Origin of the sequence: Microbacterium sufflavum, assembly GCF_023091155.1 — a bacterium.
Lineage (GTDB): Bacteria > Actinomycetota > Actinomycetes > Actinomycetales > Microbacteriaceae > Microbacterium > Microbacterium sufflavum.
In genome coordinates, this window is sequence record NZ_JAHWXK010000001.1 from 2,836,036 (window position 1) to 2,852,095 (window position 16,060).

Consider the following 16,060-nt stretch of genomic DNA (forward strand, 5'->3'; position numbering starts at 1 on the left):
CTGTGGGCTTCATCCACGTGACCGCGATCTCGGCGGTATTCACAGTGGAATCCCAGCGCCGGCGGGTAAAGAGCTCGCCCTACTCTGGAGCGAGGACCGAGACCGCGAGGTCGGCGCGGTCCGACACGATCCCGTCCACCCCCATCCGGTGGAGGCGACGCATCTCATCCGGGTCGTTGACCGTCCAGACGTGCACCTCGATCCCGGCCCGATGCGCCGCCCGCAGGAGCGCGGGGGTGAGGACGGTCAGGGCGCCACGACGCTCCGGTATCTGGAGCGCGTCGATGTCACGCAGGGCACGCGCGGGGGAGAGGCGGAAGGCCGACAGCGCGCGGGCCGAGGCGATCGTGCGGCGTCCGCCCGACGTGGCGGGGCGCTGCGCGGCCCCGGCGCGTCTCACTTCCTCGACCGTCGCTCGACGGCTCGCGTCGGAGAAGCTCGTGATCAGGACGCGCTCGGTGTGCGGTGCGAGGACGGGGCCGAGGAGTCCGGCCGCAGCCGGCGTCTTGACGTCGATGTTGAAGCGCACGTCGGGGAAGGACGAGAGTGCATCACCGACGGTGAGCAGCCCGCCGTGATCGGCGAAGAGTGCACGCAGCTCACGGGTGCGGACCTCGCTCACCGCGCGCGAGTCGTCAGCGAGGCGGCGCAGGTCGGGGTCGTGCACCAGGACGACGTCCCCGTCGGCGGTCACCTGACAGTCGGTCTCGATGTACTCGACGCCGGCCGCGTGCGCGGCGGCGAAGGCCCCCGCCGTGTTCTCCCACACCCCGGATTCCTCGCCTGCGGCGGTCACCAGACCGCGATGTGCGAAGATCCGCGGGGAGCGGGCGTTCGTGAAGAACGGGTGCGTCACACGCGGGGTGCGGGGTCCGTGGGCCCCTGGCTCGGCTTCGGGGTGAAGGCGCTGCCGATGCCCTTCAGTGCCTCCGTCAGTTCGCTGGGCACGATCCACAGCTTGTTGGACGGGCCCTCGCTGATCTTCGGCAGCATCTGGAGGTACTGATACGCGAGGAGCTTGTCGTCGGGAGCGCCCTGATGGATCGCGCTGAAGACGTTCTGGATCGCCTCCGCCTCGCCCTGGGCACGGAGCACGGCCGCCTGCTTGTCGCCCTCCGCCCGCAGGATCTCCGCCTGCCGCAGACCCTCCGCCTCGAGGATGGCGGACTGCTTGGTGCCCTCCGCCGTGAGGATGGCGGCACGACGGTCCCGCTCGGCGCGCATCTGCTTCTCCATGGAGTCCTGGATCGAGACGGGCGGGTCGATGGCCTTCAGCTCGACGCGACCGACGCGGATGCCCCACTTGCCGGTGGCCTCGTCCAGCACCACGCGGAGCTGCCCGTTGATGTTGTCGCGGCTGGTCAGTGCCTCTTCGAGGTTGAGACCGCCGACGACGTTGCGCAGGGTGGTCGTGGTGAGCTGCTCGACGGCGCCGAGGTAGTTGGCGATCTCGTATGTCGCCGCGCGCGCGTCCGTCACTTGGAAATAGACGACGGTATCGATCGACACGACCAGGTTGTCCTCCGTGATCACCGGCTGGGGCGGGAAGGAGACGACCTGCTCGCGCATGTCGATCAGCGGGCGGAGGCGATCGATGAAGGGCACCAGGATGTTCAGCCCGGGGGAGAGGGTCTTGTGGTAGCGCCCGAGCCGCTCGACGACACCCGCGGTCGCCTGGGGGATGATGCGGATGGCCCTGGCGATGGTGACGATCACGAAGATGATGACCGCGATCACCAGGATCCAGATGATCACCGTGGGGATGAACGATGCGTCGTCCACGTGTTCTCCTAGTCGTTGAGGGGACGGACGATCGCCGTGGCGCCGTTGATGGCGGTGACGGCGATCGGAGCGCCCTGGGGGATGGGCACGGGGGAGGACGAGCGGGCCGTCCAGGTGTCGCCGTTGGCGAGCTTGGCTTGCCCGGACACCTGCGTGATGTCGCTCAGTGCGAAGCCGCGCAGATCGACCAGAGCATCCACGTTCGACCGGGCCGGGTCGGCGCCGCGATGCAGCCGCCGCAGCAGCGGAGGCCGGAGGAACAGGATGAAGAGGGCGGCAGCGATGCCGGCGATGATGATCTGGATCCACACCGGCACGCCGAGGAAGTCCGTGACGAGTCCGACCAGGCCGCCGAAGCTGAGCATGAGGAACGTGAAGTCCAGCGAGAGCATCTCGATCACGAGGAAGACGGCGATGAGGACCAGCCATCCGATCCACGCCCACTGGTCGATGAACACGACGAAAGTCGAGAAGTTGTCCATTCGGCCTCCTTTGTGGTCAACGTATCACGCGCTGCCCCGGCGATCGGGGTGCCCTCGCGACCGCTTGGTAATGTGAGAGAGCCGTGCGCTCACGGCGTTTCACGCATCATGAGGAGTCACCGTGACCGACGTTCTTCCCGCAGGATCCCTCGACGGCAAGGTCGCCCTCGTGACCGGCTCGTCCCGGGGGATCGGCGCCGACACCGTCCGCTACCTCGCCGAGGCGGGCGCCGACGTCGTGATCAACTTCCGCAACAAGGCTCCGCGCGCGGAGAAGCTCGCTGCAGAACTGCGCGAACTCGGTCGGCGGGTCCTCGTCGTCGGCGCGGATCTGACTGACACGGCGTCGGTGGACGCCATGTTCGACGCGGTGCGCGCGGAGTTCGGCCGCCTCGACGTGCTCGTGCTCAACGCCTCGGGCGGTATGGAGTCCGGGATGGCGGAGGACTACGCCCTCACGCTGAACCGCGACGCGCAGCTGAACGTGCTGAACGCGGCCACCCCGTTGCTCGACGACGGCGCCCGTGTCGTCTTCGTGACCAGCCACCAGGCCCACTTCATCCGCACCACCCCGACGATGCCGGAGTACGAGCCGGTCGCCCTCTCCAAGCGCGCCGGTGAGGATGCGCTGCGCGAGCTCATCCCCGGTCTCGCCGAGAAGGGCGTCGGTTTCACCGTGGTCTCCGGTGACATGATCGAGGGCACCATCACGGCCACGCTCCTGGAGCGTGCGAACCCCGGGGCCATTGCGGAGCGCCGCGAGTCGGCCGGGCGCCTGTACAACGTGTCCGAGTTCGCGGCCGAGGTCGCGAAGGCGGTCATCGATCCGGTCCCCGAGGACAACACGCGGCTCGTCGGCGACGTGAGCGCCTTCACCGCCTCCTGATCCTCGGATACGACTCCGCCCCGGCCCGCTTGTGCGGCACCGGGGCGGAGTCGTCTCGTGCGGTCAGACGGCGGGGGAGCCCTGCACGTCGGCGATCACATTCTTCTCGTCCTTGCCCAGCGTGATGGCCCGGACGATCTGGACGATGCCGAGCACGATCAGCGAGATGCCGAGGAGCAGCCAGAACGCGAAGCCCGCGATGGCCGGCGAGAACAGCACGATGATTCCGGCGACGATGCTGAGGATCGCGTAGAGCACGGTCCAGACGCGGGACCCGTCGCTGCCGAGGAGCGAGAGGGCCACGACACCGTCGACGATCCAGCTCACGCCGATGAAGATGACCACGACCAGGGCGAGCGTCGCCGCCGCCACGTTGAGGTTGAAGAACGCGATGACTCCGGCCGCGATGTACAGCAGGCCGAGGACGATGTGGCCGACCCGTGCCCAGCCGCCCTTCGCCTGCGAGAAGATGCCGAGCCCGATGTAGACGATGCCGGCGACGACGAGGTACGACGCGAAGATCGCCGTGACGATGACGGCCGACTTGACCGGCCAGACGAGCAGGACGATGCCTGCGAGCAGGGCGAGGACGCCGGACACGGCGAGGGCGATGCGGATGGAGGAGAAGAACGACTTCGTCTCGTTGATTGCTTCAGACATGGTTGGGGACCCTTTCTGAGAAGATCCTGTGAGGATGCCCCCCAGGGTAGCGCTCGCCAGGCGTTCGCGGGGGAGGACCGCCGGAACGCGTCGCACTCCGACACCACGCGACACCCCACGTCATGGCAGGATCGTCTCGTGACGGCGGTGGATGATGCCCGGCTGCGTGAGCTCGTCCTGATGCGCAAGGTGCGGGACCGGATCGATCGCGAATACGCCAGACCGCTCGATGTCGAGGCGTTGGCCCGCGGCGTGCACATGTCGGCGGGGCACCTGAGTCGTCGGTTCCGTGAGACATACGGCGAGTCGCCGTACGCGTACCTCATGACGCGCCGGATCGAACGTGCGATGGCGCTGCTGCGTCGCGGAGATCTCAGCGTGACGGAGGTCTGCTTCGCGGTGGGCTGCTCATCGCTCGGAACCTTCAGCACGCGGTTCTCGGAGCTGGTCGGTGTCCCACCCAGCGTGTACCGTGAACGCGCCGCCACCGTCGAGGGGATCCCGTCGTTCCAGGCGAAGCAGGTCATCCGACCGATCAGGAATCGAGAAGCGCCGCGTCCCGACGCGGACCTAACGTGAGCATCATGAACATCAGCATCCACTACGCGTTCCTCCCGCACACCGACGCCGAGGCGGCGCTCCGGTTCTACCGCGACGCCCTCGGCTTCGAGGTGCGCAACGATGTCGGCTACGACGGGCTGCGTTGGCTGACCGTCGGCCCGACGGACCAACCGGAGACCTCCCTCGTGCTGCATCCGCCGGCGACGGACCCGGGCATCACCGACACCGAGCGGCAGACCATCCTCGAGCTGATCGCGAAAGGAAGCTACGGCGCGCTCACCCTCGCGAGCGATGACCTCGACGCCGTGTTCGAGCGTCTCGTGGAGGCGGGGGCCGATGTCGTGCAGGAGCCGATGGATCAGCCGTACGGCGTGCGCGACTGCGCGTTCCGCGACCCGGCGGGCAACCTCCTCCGTATCAACCAGGCCGGCTGACGCCACCGGCGACGCCGCCCCGAACAGAAGGACACCGATGACCGCTGCACCGCACCCCGCGGACACCCACGACCTGATCCGCGTGCAGGGTGCGCGCGAGAACAACCTGAAGGACGTCAGCGCCGACATCCCGAAGCGACGGCTCACGGTGTTCACCGGTGTGTCCGGCTCGGGCAAGAGCTCGCTGGTCTTCGACACGATCGCCGCGGAGTCCCGCCGCATGATCGACGAGACGTACAGCGCGTTCGTGCAGGGATTCATGCCGTCGGTGCCGCGCCCCGACGTCGACGTCCTGGAGGGTCTGACCACCGCGATCATCGTGGACCAGGAGCGGCTGGGCGCCAACCCGCGCTCGACCGTCGGGACCGTGACCGACGCGAACGCCATGTTGCGCATCCTGTTCAGCAAGCTCGGGCAGCCGTACATCGGCGGGCCGACCGCGTTCTCGTTCAACATCCCGACGCAGAAGGCCAGCGGCGTCATGACCGGGCCGGGCGGCGAGAAGAAGATCGTGAAGGACGCGATCTACCTCGGCGGCATGTGCCCGCGCTGCGAGGGCAGGGGAGCGGTGTCTGACCTCGACCTGTCGCAGATCGTCGACGAGTCCCGGTCGCTCGACGAGGGCGCCATCATGGTGCCCGGGTACACGGCAGACGGCTGGATGGTGAAAGGCTTCTCGCAGTCGGGCTTCTACCCCGCGGACAAGCCCATCGCGGAGTTCACCGAGAAGCAGCGGCACCTCTTCCTCTACGGCGAGGTCACCAAGGTGAAGATCTCGGGCATCAACATGACCTACGAGGGCCTGATCCCCAAGATCACGAAGTCGATGCTCTCCAAAGACCTCGACGCGCTGCAGCCGCACGTCCGTGCGTTCGTGGAGCGCGTCGCCACGTTCGCGGTATGCCCGGAGTGCGACGGGACCCGCCTCACCGAGGGCGCGCGGTCGTCGAAGATCGAGGGGATCAGCATCGCCGACGCGTGCCGCATGCAGGTGACCGATCTCGCCGCCTGGGTGCGAGGCCTGACGCTTCCCGGGGCTGCGCCTCTGCTGGAGGCCCTCAGCGCGAACCTCGACGCTTTCGTCACGCTGGGCCTCGGCTACCTCAGCCTGGAACGCCCGTCCGGGACGCTGTCGGGGGGTGAGGCGCAGCGCATCAAGATGCTGAGGCACCTCGGGTCCGCGCTCACCGACGTCACGTACGTGTTCGACGAGCCGACAATCGGCCTGCATCCGCACGACATCCAGCGCATGAACAGGCTGCTGCTGCAACTCCGGGACAAGGGGAACACGGTCCTGGTCGTGGAGCACAAGCCCGAGACGATCGCGATCGCCGATCACGTGGTCGACCTCGGTCCAGGAGCGGGGAGCGCGGGCGGCGAGATCTGCTTCGAAGGTACGGTCGACGGATTGAAGGCCAGCGGCACCCGCACGGGGGAGCACCTGGACGACCGCGCGAAGCTCAAGCCCGCCGTGCGCACGGGCGCCGGGCGGATCGAAGTCCGCGGCGCCTCGACCAACAATCTGCAGCACGTCGATGTCGACATCCCGACGGGCGTGCTGACGGTCGTCACGGGTGTGGCCGGATCCGGCAAGAGCTCCCTGATCCACGGCTCGGTGTCCGGTCGCGAGGGCGTCGTGGCGATCGATCAGTCCGCGATCAAGGGGTCGCGGCGCAGCAACCCCGCGACGTACACCGGTCTGCTGGAGCCCATCCGCAAGGCCTTCGCGAAAGCCAACGGCGTGAAGCCCGCTCTGTTCAGCGCGAACTCCGAGGGCGCGTGCCCCACGTGCAAGGGCGCCGGCGTCATCATCACGGAACTCGGGTTCATGGACACGATCGAGACACCCTGCGAGGACTGCGGCGGTAAGCGCTTCCAGGCGGCGGTCCTCGAGTACACCCTCGGAGGCAAGGACATCACCGAGGTGCTCGATCTGCCCGTTGCGGAGGCGCGGGCCTTCTTCAGTGAGGGCGAGGCGAAGCTTCCCGCGGCGGCCGCGATTCTGAGCCGCCTCGAAGACGTCGGTCTGGGCTACCTGTCGCTGGGCCAGCCCCTGTCGACGCTGTCGGGCGGAGAACGTCAGCGCATCAAGCTGGCGATCCAGATGGGGGAGAAGGGCGACATCTACGTGCTCGACGAGCCCACGACGGGGCTGCACCTCGCGGACGTCGACACGCTCCTGGGGCTGCTCGACCGGCTCGTGGACGCGGGCAAGACCGTGATCGTCATCGAGCACCATCAGGCGGTCATGGCGCACGCCGACTGGATCGTCGATGTCGGACCCGGCGCCGGGCACGACGGCGGCCAAATCGTGTTCGAAGGGACGCCCGCAGATTTGGTATCCCAAAAATCGACGCTCACGGGGGAGCACCTGGCGGAGTACGTGAGCGGACGCTGATCACGCAGACGTGATCGCCACGGGACCGCGTCGTGCGTGCGACGACGCGGTCCCGTTCGGCGGAGCGTTCACGTCGACGCGGATCGGCGAGAGAGGCGTCCAGCGCCGCACCGTTCGGGAATCGATACAACTGGACCTCGTGGGGCGCGTCGTCACCGGATGTGGAGATCGCACGCTGCAGGAGAACGCCGCCGTGGTCTGGAAGGAACGCCAGCACCACGTCTTCATAGCGGCTCAGTTCCACGGCCAGCCCGGGACGCGCCCAGAGCAGGCAACACAACTCGATCGGGCGTTCGTGTGCAGCGTTCCTGGGTTCGATCATGACAGCGTGTGGGCGACGTCGCTCGGCCGCGGTGCCCCTCGTGCATTAACCGATAATGCACATTATGTCAGGTCAGACGAGAAGCGGGTGGGGTCGTCGACCCTGCCGCCTCTCCCTGCCGCCCTTACCCGCCACCGCTGCACGAGCGCCCAAGCGGTGCGTCGCGCAGTACCGTCGGTCGACCGGTAGGGATTCGCGCGGTCTTGACGCGGCCGCTCAGCTCCAGAGGGCTTCGACGATCACGGGTACGGCATCGGAGACGTCGTAGGAACGAACCCACCGCGGTCGCACGATGACGAGCGCGAATCCAGGATCGGTCACGCGCGATCCCGGAGCGTGCCGCAAGAACACCGGCTCCAGCTCCTTCGCCCGCGCGGCCGAAGCCACCTCGGCGCTCCCCTCGAGCTGCAGGGTCACCGACCCCTCTGTGCCCACCACGAGCGCCACTGCACCATTGACCACGAGGTTCGCGACCTTGCGCGACTCGGAGCGGCTCGTGAACAGGATCGTCCCATCGTCGAGAGCCACCATTCCAACGAGCGCGGCCTCCGGCTCGCCGCCCGCTGACACGGTCGCCGCGACGCCGCGCCCGTGCTCACGGATGAACATGACCACCGAAACTCTGTCGTGGGGATCGATGGCCATGCTCACGAGACTAACGCCGTCGCCCCGGACTCACGCGGCCGACCAGACTCCCAGCTCGTTGCCCGACGGGTCCGCGAAGTGCAGCCGTCGTCCGCCCGGGAAGTCGTACGGCTCCTGCAGGATGCGCCCGCCGGCGGGTTCGATCGCGTCGCGCGTGGCATCGAGGTCGTCGGAGTAGAGCAGCACGAGGGGGCCTCCGACGGGGCGCGGCTCCTCGGCGAGGAGCAGTCCCCCGACCTCGCTGCCGTCTCCCCTGCCCGAAGCGATCCCGGCGTACGTGGGGCCGTAGTCGACGAACTCCCACCCGAACGCCGACGCATAGAACTGCTTCGCTGCGGCGAGGTCGGTGACGACGAGCTCGACATAGTCGATGGTGTGGTGCTGCGAGGTTCCTGTCATGCGGCGCACGCTACCGGCGGGCACCGACATCGCGCTCGTCCGGCGCGTCGGCGGGCAGGAGTAGCGTGGAACGGTGCCGCCCCTCTCCCCCGCATCCGCCTCTCCGGGGTGGCGCGCGTGGACCATCTGGTCGGTCGGTGTCGCCGCCTACGTGCTCGCGATCACCAACCGCACCTCGCTGGGGGCCGTGGGTGTCGAGGCGGCGGATCGCTTCCAGGCCGACGCATCCACCCTCGCGCTGTTCGCCGTCGTCCAGCTGGCGGTCTATGGCGGGATGCAGATCCCGATCGGCGTGCTCCTCGACCGCTACGGGTCGCGGCCCATCATCACGATCGGGATGCTGCTCATGGCGGCCGGGCAGCTCACCATGGCGCTGTCCCCCAGCGTCGGCATCGCCATCGTCGCGCGTGTGCTCCTGGGCGCGGGCGACGCCGCGGTATTCCCCGCCGTGCTGCGCCTCGTGGCGACCTGGTTCCCCGCGCAACGCGGACCGCTCATGGTGCAGTTCACCGGGATCATCGGTCAGGCGGGGCAGCTCATCGCCCTGGTACCCGTCGCTGCACTGTTGCACGCGACCAGCTGGAGCATCACGTTCGGCAGCATCGCCGGGCTCGGACTGCTATTCACGGTGCTGGTCTGGTTCGTCATCCGCAACCATCCGCCGGAGCGGGGCGCGGACGTGACGGTGAACACGGACACCGGCGTCGTCCGCGTCGTCACGTCCGCCATCGACACCGGCGTCGGAATCCGGGCGGCGTGGGCGCACCCGGGAACCCGCCTCGCGTTCTGGTCCCACTTCACCACCCCGTTCGCCGGCACGGCCTTCGTCCTCCTCTGGGGCATGCCGTTCCTCACCGTCGGCGAAGGGCTTCGGCCCGCGGCTGCCGCTGGGATCATCTCGATCTACGTGGTCGCCGGAATGGTCCTGGGGCCGGTGATCGGCGATCTGTCGCGGCGCCTTCCGAACCACCGTTCCCTCGCCCTCGTGCTCCCGGCTGTCGGGGTGCAGGCGGCGGCATGGATCGCGGTGATCGCCCTCCCCGGGCCGGCTCCGGCGTGGCTGCTCACCGTGCTCGCCGTCGCCCTGGCCACCGGGGGCCCGGCATCGATGATCGCGTTCGATCACGCCCGCACCCACAACCCGAGCCACCGGCTGAGCACCGCCACCGGCGTCACCAACGCGGGGGGCTTCATCGCCGCACTCCTCGCGATCTTCCTGATCGGGCTGCTCCTCGACGTGCAGGGCGCAGGCACGCCCGAGACCTACTCCCTCGACGCATTCCGGCTGGCGTTCCTCGCGCCCCTCCCCCTCTGGGCGCTGGGTGTGACCTTCATCCTGATCGAACGCAAGCGCACACGCATCCGCATGGGCCTGGATCCCGAGCGACGCCGGCGCTCGCCCCTAGGATGAGCGCATGGCCTCCGCTCCCCCCTCGGCTCCTTCCCGTCTCGACGAGTCGGACCGGCGGCGGATCGCTCGCCTCCCCCGTGGCGTCACGGCCGGTCTGATCCTCGCCGCGCTGTGGCTGCTCGCCGGAGGTGCCGCGAGGCTCTGGGGCTCCGACATCGTGGTCACCCGACTCCTCAGCTTCTTCGGCGTCGGTCCCGTCCAGGCCAACACCTGGGGCCTCCCGGCGGCATGGACGCCTGTCCTGCTCGTGCTCGTGGCGGCGGTGCTGGCATCGGTCACCTGGTTCGTGTCCGACCGCGTCGCTCCATCCGGCCGCGGCATCTGGGCTCTGTGGTTCGCCGCCGTCATCGCGGGGGCCGTGCTCGGGCTCGGGCTGGACGCGATCCGGGCGATCTCGTACCTGCAGGACTTCGGCCTGCGCGGACTCACCGTGGCCGTGGTGGAAAGCGCTCCCGTGACGACGTACTGGGCGGTGATGAGCGGCTGGATCCCGGCCGTCCTCCTCGGCCGTCGTGACGGGCAGGCGGCTCCGCCGGTTCGAGCGCGCACCGCGCTGATCAGTGCGCTCGTCAGCGTCGCGCTGTTCGTCGTCGGCGGCGGGCTCGCCGACGACGCGCGACAGCAGGACATCATCCGTGAGAACGCCGCACAACAGGCGACGACGGACGACACCGGCGCGCTCATCGATCCGACCGCCGTCGGCGATCCCGTCGCCGAGACCGCTCCGGGCGTCGGTGCACCGACCCTCCAGACCGACGCCTGCACCGGCGACCGCGCCACGCTGCTCCTCGGTGCAGCGGACGGAGCCACAGGACACCGGGCCCAGGCGATCCACCTGGTCAACGTGAGCGAGCAGCCGTGCGTGATCGAGGGCTATCCGGACATCGCCTTCGCCGACCAGAACGGACACGCGCTCGACGTCGAGGTGGTTCCGGGATCGTCGTTCCTCGCCACGGACGACGGGAGCGCCACGATCACCGTTCCCCCGCAGGGACAGGCGACCGCGGTGCTCGGCTGGGACGCCAACGCGACCGCGGGGGCGCTCGTGGCACGGCAGCTCTACGCAGCTCGCCTTCCGGGGCTGGAGCGCGGTTCGTGGCCGGTCGAGCTCGACATCGTCGCGGGATCCACCGTCGAGGTCACGGCGTGGAAGCTCGACACGTCCGCCGGGGCAGCCCCGTAGCCGGTACGCTCCCTGTCTTCAGCGCAGCAGGTGCTGGACGGTCTCGAGGACGAGCTCCACGCTGACGCGCTCCGGGACCTCGGCGTCGCCCGCTTCGAACTCCGCCAGCTCGACACCGCGGACACTCTCAGCCGGGAGCGAGGCGAACAGCGCGGCGATCTGGTGCGGGAGCAGCCCGTCGCCCACGCGGTACGCGGCGGGGATGTACCCGGGCTCGAGCACGTCCCAGTCCACGTGGATCCACACGGGTCGTCCGGCGACGAGCTCCCGGAGTCGCTCCGGGGTGCTCTCCCCCGGGCTGAGCACCGTGACGCCGTTGGCCGCCAGCAGCTCGGCCTCCGCGGGGTCGATGTCGCGCCCGCCCACCACGACCACCTGGCGCGGATCCACCCCGGCACCGTGACCGCTGTCCCAGAGCCCGCAGGCGGCCGCGAGCACCATGCCGCCGAGGTAGCCCGATCCGGTCGTGTCCGGTGTGTTGAAGTCGCCGTGCGCGTCGATCCACAGCACGACCGCATCGGGGTGATGCTCCGCGACGGCCGGGAGGGTGCCGAGGCTCGCGGCGCAGGTGTTCGTCACGAGCAGCGGGGTCGCGCCCGAGGAGATCGCTGTGTCGACGGCGTGACGCAGGCCCGTGAGCGTCGTCGCCGCGGCAGGCAGCGCCTCGCTCCAGTCGTCCTGGCGGGAAGCGTCGGGAGTGCCCACCACCTGCGCGTCAGTGCCGAGGAGCGCGGACAGGGCGTCGGCCACGAGCCGGGCGCCCACCAGGGCCCCGTCGGTGCGGTCGGCCACACGGCCCTGGGACAGGATGAGCGAGAACGGGGAGGACATCCCCCCAGTCTCCCATCCTCGCCCGGCACGGCCGCGACGACTCAGCGGCGGCGGGGCGTCCAGCCGCCCGGCAGCGGCCCGTCGACGGAGGCGCGCGCGCGGTCGCCGGCGGCCGACCACCCCTGGGCCTCTCCCTCGTGGTCGAAGCCGCCGCGAGCGACGCGGAAGCCCACGTCGTCATGGTGCATCCGGGGCGCTCCCCCGCGGCGGACGGACGCACGCACGCTCCACACCTCGTCGGCGAACCCGCCCCCGCGGAAGACGCGATAGTCGTCGTACCGCGCAGGGTCGAGCAGGTCCCAGCACCACTCCCACACGTTGCCGAGCGTGTCGAACAGCCCGTGGAGGTTGGGCAGCTTCCCGCCGACGTCCTGCGGCGCGGAGACGTGATCAGCCGCTGTCCACGCCGCATCGGCGAGTGGTGCATAGTGCGGGCCCGCGGAGCCGGCACGGCACGCGAACTCCCACTCCGCCTCGGTCGGCAACCGGTACCCGTCCGCCGTCGTGTCCCAGGTCACGTCCTCGCCGTCGAAGCGGTACACGGGGTCGAAGCCCTCCCACTCCGACGCCGCATTGCAGAAGTGCACGGCTCGCAGCCAGCTCACGTCGGCGGCCGGGCGGCGGGGATGTCGCACGGCGACGCCCAGCACGTCGGCCAGTTGCTCCTCCGTCACCGGGAAGACGCCGAGCAGGAACGGCTCCAGGGTTACCTGCCGCGTCGAACGCGTCCGTGCATCGTGCAGTGTGACCTCTCCGGCGGGAAGGCGCGTCAGCTCGATGTCGCTCACGCGGGCGTGCACTCGATCCAGGTCGGGTACTTCGCCGTGCGCCCGTCACCCGAGGAGGTGCGGGTGACCCGGCGACGCACCCAGGGACCCACGAACTCGCGATAGTACGCGAGACCCGACGGGCCGAGACCCGGGCGGTCGAGTGGCGCCCACCAGGCCTCCGGGGGTTCGAAACCCAGTGCGTGGAGCACCCGCGCAGCCACCCGGTGATGTCCGGCGGCGTTCATGTGCAGGCGGTCCTCCGACCAGTACGGCGGCTTCGAGAGCTCGCGGTCCGGCCAGTTCAGGGCGCGGATCACATCAGGGCGATCCTCGATGCGGCGCAGCACGGCCTCCGACAGCAGGTCGCCCCGGCGTTGCACGAGCGACCCCATGGGCAGTTGGCCGCTCGGGTTCGCTCCGGAGAGCAGGATCATGGTGACGCCCTCCTCGTCGCAGCGCCGGAGCACGCGGCTGAACGCGTCGGCGATGTGCTCGGGATCGGCCCGCGGACGGAGCATGTCGTTGCCGCCCCCGTTGAACGACAGATGGGTGGGGCGCAGCGCCAGCGCGGGCTCGAGCTGCTGCTCCACGATCGGCCAGGCGAGCTTGCCGCGGATCGCGAGGTTGGCGTACTGGATCGGGTGACCGGCGGCGTCGGCCCACCCCTGTGCCGCGATGTCCGCCCATCCGCGCTCGCGCCCGTCGGGCAGCACATCCCCCACGCCCTCCGTGAAGGAGTCGCCTATCGCCACGAATCGCACATCGGTCACGGACCCAGCCTATTGCCGTGCCCGGACAGCGGCGTCAGCGGTCGTCGAGGGCTGCACCGCGTCGATCCACGAGCCCCCACGACGCCCCCGCCGCGAGGAGGAAACAGGCGGCGAAGACGACGAAGAGCACCGGCGCACCACCCGCGAGGAGCAGCACCGGGGCCGCGATCGGTGCCACGACCGAGGCGATGCGGCCGATGCCCGCGGCCCATCCGGCGCCCGTCCCCCGCAGCGAGGTCGGATAGATCTCCGGTGTCACCGCGTACAGTGCCCCCCAGGCGCCGAGGTTGAAGAACGACAGCGCCATACCGGTCGCGATGATCGCGGCCTCGGTGCTCGCGGTGCCGAAGAGCACGGCGGAGACGGCCGAGCCGAGGAGGAACACCGACAGCGTGACGCGGCGCCCCCACACCTCGATCAGCCACGCGGCCACCGCGTACCCCGGCAGTTGCGCGAGCGTGATGATGAGCGTGAAGCCGAACGACCGCACGAGGTCGAAACCCGCGTCGACGAGGATGCTCGGAATCCAGATGAACGCTCCGTAGTACGCGAAGTTCACGGACAGCCACACCAGCCACAGACAGAGCGTGCGCACGCGGAACTCCCGGTTCCACAGCGTCGCGAGCCTCGCCCCGGCCGTGGCGGCGATCGCCCGCGAGGCCGGCTCCTTGCGGATCGCGGGGGCCGCCGTCATCCCCGCCTCGGCCTCGAAGGCGGACACGATCCGGTCGGCCTCCGCGATCCTGCCGCGCGAGGCGAGCCAGCGCGGCGACTCCGGAAGGCCCCACCGCACGATGAGCGCGTAGACGGCGGGGATCGCACCCACCGCGAACGCCCAGCGCCACCCGGACTCCGACGCCGGGATCACGAGGAAGCCGATCAGCGCGGAGGCGGTCCAGCCCACGGCCCAGAACGCTTCGAGGATCACGATCAGGCGTCCCCTGATGCGTGCCGGGGCGAACTCGCTGACGTACGTCGAGGCCACGGGAAGCTCGGCGCCCAGTCCGAGGCCGACGAAGAAGCGCAGCACCAGCAGGGCCGCCACTCCCCCGACGAGGGCGCTCGCTCCGGTGGCGACGCCGTACACGAGGAGCGTCAGGGCGAACACCTGACGACGGCCGAACCGGTCGGCGAGCAGTCCCCCGAGCGTCGCCCCCACAGCCATGCCGACGAAGCCGATCGATGCGATGAGCCCCGCTTCGCCCTTCGACAGGTCCCACTGCTGCGTGAGAGCCGCGATGATGAACGAGATGAGACCGACGTCCATCGCGTCCAGCGCCCACCCCACCCCGGAGCCGGAGAGCACTCGCAGGTGCCGGCGCGTGAACGGGAGGACATCGAGGCGCTGGGCGAGCGAGGTGCGGCTCGGCAGGGCGGTGTTGGCCATGCCACTCATCGTAGAGGCGGGCGGGCGCGGTGCCCGCCCGCCCGCCGTCGTCAGTCGCGGTCGGCCAGCAAGCGCCGCACGCGCGGAATCACCTCGGTGCCGTACAGCTCGATGCTGCGCATCATCGCCTCGTGCGACAGGGTGCCGGTGGCGTACTTGAGGTCGAAGCGGCCGAGGCCGAGCGTCGTCACCGTGTCGGCGATCTTCGTCGCCACGCGATCAGGCGAACCGGCATAGAGCGCGCCCTCCGGCCCCACGTCGTTCTGGAAGCGCGCACGGCTGTACGGCGGCCATCCACGCTCGCGTCCGATGGTGTTGTTCATCGCCTCGAAGCCCGAGTACGCGGCGTCCCAGGCCTCGGCGTCCGTGTCGGCGATGTGTCCCGGCGAGTGCACCGCGACGGGGTGCGACGTCGTGCCGAACGAGGCGACGGAGCGGTGGTACAGGTCGACGAAGGGCCGGAACCGCGCGGCCGGTCCGCCGATGATCGCGAGCATCAATCCCAGACCATGGCGTGCCACGCGCACGACCGACTCCGGACTGCCGCCGACGCCGACCCACGTCCGCAGACCCTTCTCGGTCTTCGGGAAGACGTCGGCGTTCTCCAGCGATGCCCGCATGGTGCCCGACCAGGTCACCGGCTTCTCCTCCAGGAGGTGCACGAACAGGTCGAGCTTCTCCTCGAACAGCGTGTCGTAGTCGCGCAGGTCGTAGCCGAAGAGCGGGAACGACTCGATGAAGGAGCCGCGACCGAGCACGACCTCGGCGCGACCGTCGGACAGCGCGTCGAGCGTGGCGAACCTCTCGAACACCCGGACGGGATCATCGGAGGACAGCACGGTCACGGCGGTGCCGAGACGGATGCTCTTCGTCCGGCCCGCGATCGCCGCGAGCACCATCTCCGGAGACGACACCGCGAACTCGCGACGGTGGTGCTCCCCCACGCCGAAGAAGTCGACGCCGACCGCATCGGCCAGTTCCGCCTGAGCGACGACGTTGCGGATCGTCTGCGCCGCCGTGAGCAGCTCGCCGTCCTGATCCCGCGTGATGTCCCCGAAGGTGTCCAGCCCGAATTCGATGTCCATGTCATGCCTCTCTATTCAGCTGAATGAACAGCGGACGCCGAAGGGGCATTCCCG

17 protein-coding genes are annotated in these 16,060 nt (G+C 69.7%); 6 read left to right on the plus strand and 11 right to left on the minus strand.

Annotated features, from left to right (window positions below; genetic code table 11):
• Positions 1-79 precede the first annotated feature (79 nt).
• From KZC56_RS13705 to KZC56_RS13715, 3 genes are read right to left on the minus strand one after another with little or no spacing between them, the layout of a single operon-like run.
• Positions 80-856, minus strand: a complete 777-nt coding sequence (locus KZC56_RS13705; protein ID WP_206251249.1) for a glycerophosphodiester phosphodiesterase family protein — start codon at positions 854-856, stop codon at positions 80-82.
• The gene (locus tag KZC56_RS13710; RefSeq protein ID WP_247638778.1) at positions 853-1,782 is read right to left on the minus strand and encodes an SPFH domain-containing protein; all 930 of its coding nucleotides are present in this window, start codon (positions 1,780-1,782) and stop codon (positions 853-855) included. Before KZC56_RS13710 ends, KZC56_RS13705 begins: the two co-directional genes overlap by 4 nt.
• A gap of 8 nt (positions 1,783-1,790) precedes the next feature.
• A complete protein-coding gene (locus KZC56_RS13715; RefSeq protein WP_136032370.1) occupies positions 1,791-2,264 on the minus strand; it encodes an NfeD family protein in 474 nt (157 codons plus the stop codon).
• Between the two features lie 121 nt (positions 2,265-2,385).
• On the opposite strand from KZC56_RS13715, the gene KZC56_RS13720 reads away from it, so the two are divergent.
• Positions 2,386-3,150 (plus strand): SDR family oxidoreductase, encoded by a 765-nt coding sequence (locus KZC56_RS13720; protein ID WP_136032372.1) that lies wholly within the window; start codon positions 2,386-2,388, stop codon positions 3,148-3,150.
• A 63-nt stretch (positions 3,151-3,213) separates the two neighbouring features.
• Here KZC56_RS13720 and KZC56_RS13725 read toward each other — a convergent pair whose 3' ends face one another.
• The gene (locus tag KZC56_RS13725) at positions 3,214-3,810 is read right to left on the minus strand and encodes an HdeD family acid-resistance protein (RefSeq protein ID WP_136032374.1); all 597 of its coding nucleotides are present in this window, start codon (positions 3,808-3,810) and stop codon (positions 3,214-3,216) included.
• Positions 3,811-3,990: 180 nt separating this feature from the next.
• Here KZC56_RS13725 and KZC56_RS13730 point away from each other — a divergent pair, with 180 nt between their 5' ends.
• From KZC56_RS13730 to KZC56_RS13740, 3 genes are read left to right on the plus strand one after another with little or no spacing between them, the layout of a single operon-like run.
• The gene (locus KZC56_RS13730; RefSeq protein WP_206253386.1) at positions 3,991-4,389 is read left to right on the plus strand and encodes a helix-turn-helix transcriptional regulator; all 399 of its coding nucleotides are present in this window, start codon (positions 3,991-3,993) and stop codon (positions 4,387-4,389) included.
• Positions 4,390-4,394: 5 nt separating this feature from the next.
• Complete coding sequence (locus KZC56_RS13735) at positions 4,395-4,805, plus strand: VOC family protein (RefSeq protein WP_247638779.1); 411 nt, start codon at positions 4,395-4,397, stop codon at positions 4,803-4,805.
• A 37-nt stretch (positions 4,806-4,842) separates the two neighbouring features.
• Positions 4,843-7,203 (plus strand): ATP-binding cassette domain-containing protein, encoded by a 2,361-nt coding sequence (locus KZC56_RS13740; RefSeq protein ID WP_247638780.1) that lies wholly within the window; start codon positions 4,843-4,845, stop codon positions 7,201-7,203.
• Positions 7,204-7,741: 538 nt separating this feature from the next.
• On the opposite strand, the gene KZC56_RS13745 is transcribed toward KZC56_RS13740, so the two are convergent.
• On the minus strand, positions 7,742-8,170 hold the full coding sequence (locus tag KZC56_RS13745; protein WP_247638781.1) for a pyridoxamine 5'-phosphate oxidase family protein: 429 nt from the start codon (positions 8,168-8,170) through the stop codon (positions 7,742-7,744).
• Positions 8,171-8,200: 30 nt separating this feature from the next.
• Positions 8,201-8,569, minus strand: a complete 369-nt coding sequence (locus KZC56_RS13750; protein WP_136037347.1) for a VOC family protein — start codon at positions 8,567-8,569, stop codon at positions 8,201-8,203.
• Positions 8,570-8,642: 73 nt separating this feature from the next.
• On the opposite strand from KZC56_RS13750, the gene KZC56_RS13755 reads away from it, so the two are divergent.
• On the plus strand, positions 8,643-9,980 hold the full coding sequence (locus KZC56_RS13755) for an MFS transporter (RefSeq protein ID WP_247638782.1): 1,338 nt from the start codon (positions 8,643-8,645) through the stop codon (positions 9,978-9,980).
• Positions 9,981-9,984: 4 nt separating this feature from the next.
• Positions 9,985-11,163 carry a DUF4232 domain-containing protein gene (locus tag KZC56_RS13760; protein ID WP_247638783.1) on the plus strand — a complete coding sequence of 393 codons (1,179 nt, stop codon included), beginning with the start codon at positions 9,985-9,987 and terminating at the stop codon, positions 11,161-11,163.
• A gap of 18 nt (positions 11,164-11,181) precedes the next feature.
• On the opposite strand, the gene KZC56_RS13765 is transcribed toward KZC56_RS13760, so the two are convergent.
• From KZC56_RS13765 to KZC56_RS13785, 5 genes are read right to left on the minus strand one after another with little or no spacing between them, the layout of a single operon-like run.
• Entirely contained in the window at positions 11,182-11,994 is an 813-nt protein-coding gene (locus tag KZC56_RS13765) for an arginase family protein (RefSeq protein WP_136045223.1), read from the minus strand.
• Between the two features lie 41 nt (positions 11,995-12,035).
• Positions 12,036-12,782, minus strand: a complete 747-nt coding sequence (locus tag KZC56_RS13770) for a formylglycine-generating enzyme family protein (protein WP_247638784.1) — start codon at positions 12,780-12,782, stop codon at positions 12,036-12,038.
• Positions 12,779-13,525 carry an SGNH/GDSL hydrolase family protein gene (locus KZC56_RS13775; RefSeq protein ID WP_136037408.1) on the minus strand — a complete coding sequence of 249 codons (747 nt, stop codon included), beginning with the start codon at positions 13,523-13,525 and terminating at the stop codon, positions 12,779-12,781. Before KZC56_RS13775 ends, KZC56_RS13770 begins: the two co-directional genes overlap by 4 nt.
• Before the next feature lie 43 nt (positions 13,526-13,568).
• Positions 13,569-14,921 carry an MFS transporter gene (locus KZC56_RS13780; protein WP_136037342.1) on the minus strand — a complete coding sequence of 451 codons (1,353 nt, stop codon included), beginning with the start codon at positions 14,919-14,921 and terminating at the stop codon, positions 13,569-13,571.
• Positions 14,922-14,971: 50 nt separating this feature from the next.
• A complete protein-coding gene (locus KZC56_RS13785) occupies positions 14,972-16,006 on the minus strand; it encodes an LLM class flavin-dependent oxidoreductase (protein ID WP_241115011.1) in 1,035 nt (344 codons plus the stop codon).
• Between the last annotated feature and the right edge of the window lie 54 nt (positions 16,007-16,060).

Excerpts from the sequence above, each read along its gene's own strand:
- KZC56_RS13725 (WP_136032374.1), bottom strand. The coding sequence starts at position 3,810 with ATGTCTGAAGCAATCAACGAGACGAAGTCGTTCTTCTCCTCCATCCGC.
- KZC56_RS13730 (WP_206253386.1), top strand. The coding sequence starts at position 3,991 with ATGCGCAAGGTGCGGGACCGGATCGATCGCGAATACGCCAGACCGCTC.
- KZC56_RS13745 (WP_247638781.1), bottom strand. The coding sequence starts at position 8,170 with ATGGCCATCGATCCCCACGACAGAGTTTCGGTGGTCATGTTCATCCGT.
- KZC56_RS13780 (WP_136037342.1), bottom strand. The coding sequence starts at position 14,921 with ATGGCCAACACCGCCCTGCCGAGCCGCACCTCGCTCGCCCAGCGCCTC.
- KZC56_RS13715 (WP_136032370.1), bottom strand. The coding sequence starts at position 2,264 with ATGGACAACTTCTCGACTTTCGTCGTGTTCATCGACCAGTGGGCGTGG.
- KZC56_RS13785 (WP_241115011.1), bottom strand. The coding sequence starts at position 16,006 with ATGGACATCGAATTCGGGCTGGACACCTTCGGGGACATCACGCGGGAT.
- KZC56_RS13735 (WP_247638779.1), top strand. The coding sequence starts at position 4,395 with ATGAACATCAGCATCCACTACGCGTTCCTCCCGCACACCGACGCCGAG.
- KZC56_RS13765 (WP_136045223.1), bottom strand. The coding sequence starts at position 11,994 with ATGTCCTCCCCGTTCTCGCTCATCCTGTCCCAGGGCCGTGTGGCCGAC.
- KZC56_RS13740 (WP_247638780.1), top strand. The coding sequence starts at position 4,843 with ATGACCGCTGCACCGCACCCCGCGGACACCCACGACCTGATCCGCGTG.
- KZC56_RS13750 (WP_136037347.1), bottom strand. The coding sequence starts at position 8,569 with ATGACAGGAACCTCGCAGCACCACACCATCGACTATGTCGAGCTCGTC.
- KZC56_RS13760 (WP_247638783.1), top strand. The coding sequence starts at position 9,985 with ATGGCCTCCGCTCCCCCCTCGGCTCCTTCCCGTCTCGACGAGTCGGAC.